This window comes from Flavobacterium sp., assembly GCF_043778725.1.
Lineage (GTDB): Bacteria > Bacteroidota > Bacteroidia > Flavobacteriales > Flavobacteriaceae > Flavobacterium.
On sequence record NZ_JAYWFT010000141.1, the window covers coordinates 1 to 3,499 of the forward strand.

Genomic DNA, 3,499 nt, shown 5'->3' on the forward strand with positions numbered 1-3,499 from the left:
ATCGATTCGTTCCAACATTATTCTTCCAGCTTCGAAAGCCACTTTTTCTGGTTGAAATGGCGATAATCCTAAAGCAATATTATCTGCATTTACAAATTCGTTACAATTTAAAATTTCTGGCAAAATTATCAATGACGCAGTAGTTTTTCCTGCGCCATTGCAACCTGAGATTATATAAATTGTTTTTTCTTTCAAACTATTTTATTGAACCAATAATATCGTATTTTGTAATAATATGATGTTTTCCGTTACCTAAATCAACTAAAACTGCTTGATTGTCTTTGGTAAATAACTTGGACACTTCTTCTATTGGCGTTCCTAATTTTACAATTGGGTAAGGTTTCCCCATTACTTCTTTGATAGGTTTATCGGCTACATCTTTATCTATAACATAGCTTTGAAATAAGTCAGATTCGTCTACTGAACCCACAAAACCAGTTATATCTATTACTGGAATTTGAGATATTTTGTATTTTCTCATTCTGTCAATTGCATGAGAAACCAATTCTTCTGTACGAACAATAACTAATGATTTATCGATGTGATCTTTAATTACGTCTTCGGCTTTTGTAATTTCTTCGTCAAGAAAACCTCTTTCGCGCATCCAATCGTCGTTGAACATTTTACCAACATAACGACTTCCTGAATCGTGAAACAAGACAACAACAACATCATCTTTAGTGAAATGTTCTTTTAATTGGTGCAATCCTTTTACGCAAGAACCAGCAGAATTACCTACAAATATTCCTTCTTCAAGTGCTATTTTACGAGTATAAACGGCAGCATCTTTATCGGTAACTTTAGTAAAACCGTCAATTAATGAAAAATCTACGTTTTTAGGAAGAATGTCTTCGCCTATTCCTTCAGTTATATAAGAATAGATTTCGTTTTCGTCAAAAATTCCAGTTTCGTGGTATTTTTTAAAAACGGAACCATAGGTATCAATTCCCCAAATTTTTATGTTAGGATTTTTTTCTTTTAAATATTTTCCGATTCCAGAAATTGTTCCGCCTGTACCTACTCCAACTACAAAATGTGTTATTTTTCCGTCGGTTTGTTCCCAGATTTCTGGACCAGTTTGTTGGTAATGTGCCAATGCATTACTAGGATTATCGTATTGGTTTACGTACCAAGAATTTGGAATTTCTGTTCCTAATCTTTTAGAAACTGAATAATACGAACGTTCGTCGGTTGGTTCCACATCGGTTGGACATACTATTACTTTTGCACCAACTGCACGAAGAATATCCATTTTTTCTTTGGATTGTTTGTCGGTAATTACAAAAATACATTTGTATCCTTTTACGATTGCAGCAAGAGCAAGTCCCATTCCTGTGTTTCCTGAAGTTCCTTCAATGATTGTTCCTCCGGGTTTTAGTCTTCCATCGGCTTCGGCATCTTCTACCATTTTTAACGCCATTCTGTCTTTGGTAGAATTGCCTGGATTGAAGGTTTCTACTTTGGCAAGAATTAGTGCATCAATTCCTTGAACGACTTTGTTTAGTTTTACTAATGGTGTGTTACCGATAGTTCCTAATATATTTTCTGAATAATTCATAATTTTATTTTCTGTTTGCAAAGATATTGATAATAAAATCGTTTTACAATACCGTAATTTTATGTAAATGGAAAACTGACTAACCCTGATTGGAATGGAAATCCTTGCTTTTGGGCAAGATTGGAATGGAAAGCAGGATAATGGTTTAGTAAAATTCGCAAGCGATTCGTTACTGAAAGAAATTCCAAACCAAACCGAAACGTATCATGAAATCGTGGTAGGGAATATTTGGCGCAGAATAATAGGTGTTTCCAGTAAAACTTGAGTTGAAGTGTTCGGCTTTAAGGTAAATTCTAGTTTGTTTTACACGCGCGTTTACAAAGAAATCTAGCATTGGAAATTCACCAATTTCTTTGGTTTTTTGGATGAAAAACTCACCTAAAATAGGGTTATAATTGTCGGCCAAATAGTTAGTAAAATAGTTAACAGTAATACCAGTCTGAAGGAACATGGCTCTTTTAAAGACATAGTCTGAAAAATATAGTGTATTTCTTAGGGTTAACTCTGGGACATTTAAAATAGCATCTGATTGTGTGACTTTTTGGTATAGAAATGTATTGTCTAATGCCCACTTTCTATATTTGAATTCTTTAGCGAGTTTAAGAGATAGATAATTTATGTTTCCAGCAAATTGGTCTGGTTTTATGTATTGTTTTGTATCGCCAATTGTATCATTTTTAAAGTAAAGATGATCGTCTAAGGTTGTGAATTGAGCTGAAACGCTAACCCATTGAGTATTGGCATTTACAACAATATTGTTTATCTTTTCATTTTTAAAATTATTATTCCAGTTGTATTGATCGTAGCTACTTTGGTTGAGATTGTAGTTATGATTTGGTAATTTACTGATGTTTTGGTATTGAAATGAAATATTATTTAATTTGTTGAAAGCGTAATTTAAGTTGATATCAAGGTTGCGTAAAGGTTGTGTAGAAATTGAATTAGACAACAAAGCTGTGCCATTCCATTTTCCTTTTCTGTAATCGTATTGACCGCCAATTGTATTTATTGTCGCTTTTAATTGATTGGAATATGTTGTGGTAGCAACAGTTCTCTCTGTTTCATAAAAATACTTGTAATTGAAATTTTCAATAAAGAATTGAAATTTACCTAATGTTTTATTTTCATAAACTGCTCCTACTTTATTGTAAAGTCTATCATAAATAGTTTGGTCAGTAATGTTGGCTTTAACTAATGAAGTGCCAAATCTTTGAAATGAAATAGCTGTAGATCCGGTGCCTATTGTTGATGCTAGAGTGACTTGATTGAATTCGAAAAATTTATGTTCATAGTTGAGTTGATGAACAATATAAAGATTGTTCTCATTGTCATTAGTATTAATTCTATAACTATGATCTAGAAAAAAACGCTTACCTTTCAGAAAAGATTTAGCATCTGTAAGAAAGACTTGCAATCTTGGTCTGTTTTTAAATGCTTGATCTTCGCTTTCAAAATCATCTAAAGAAGTAATTCCACCATTTTCACCATTCAATAAGTCTTGACCGGTGTAGTGAAAATTTGAGAAATATCTTTTATTATCTGTATTATAGCTTGAGGTAAATCTAAAATTTCCTGCACTTGACAATTGATTTATATATTTACCTAAAGAGCGTAAACCTTTAAATGCAATGGAAAAATTGAAATTTTTGGAAGTATTAAGAGTTATCAAGGCGTCAACATTTTGCCCTTGTTCCATAACTGTTTTAAAGTAAAGCTCCGTTAAAGGCGTTGCTACAGAATAATATTTAATATCGTTTACCTCTAAGTAGTTAAAGTGTTTGGCTTTAAAACCCATTTCAGGAAATGAATTAAATTTAGTTAAACCAAAATTTAATGTATTATAAGTTTGTCCTTCATTAGGAAACGGCATTAACCCAAAGATATCTTTTCTTAAATAGTTATAATCGTATTCTTTTTTAATGGCAAGCGTTGTATCTACAA

The 3,499-nt window shown here is 32.2% G+C and carries 2 protein-coding genes and 1 pseudogene; all 3 read right to left on the reverse strand.

Annotated features, from left to right (window positions below; translation table 11 throughout):
* A pseudogene (locus tag ACH2CG_RS13440) lies at positions 1-195 on the reverse strand (zeta toxin); the annotation flags it as partial.
* A 1-nt stretch (position 196) separates the two neighbouring features.
* On the reverse strand, positions 197-1,558 hold the full coding sequence (locus ACH2CG_RS13445) for a pyridoxal-phosphate dependent enzyme (protein ID WP_395066044.1): 1,362 nt from the start codon (positions 1,556-1,558) through the stop codon (positions 197-199).
* 169 nt (positions 1,559-1,727) lie between these two features.
* A partial coding sequence (locus ACH2CG_RS13450; RefSeq protein ID WP_395066046.1) for a putative porin occupies positions 1,728-3,499 on the reverse strand: 1,772 nt, incomplete at its 5' end.

Bases quoted from the DNA above. Each gene is read 5' to 3' on its own strand.
- ACH2CG_RS13445 (WP_395066044.1), bottom strand. From the start codon at position 1,558: ATGAATTATTCAGAAAATATATTAGGAACTATCGGTAACACACCATTA.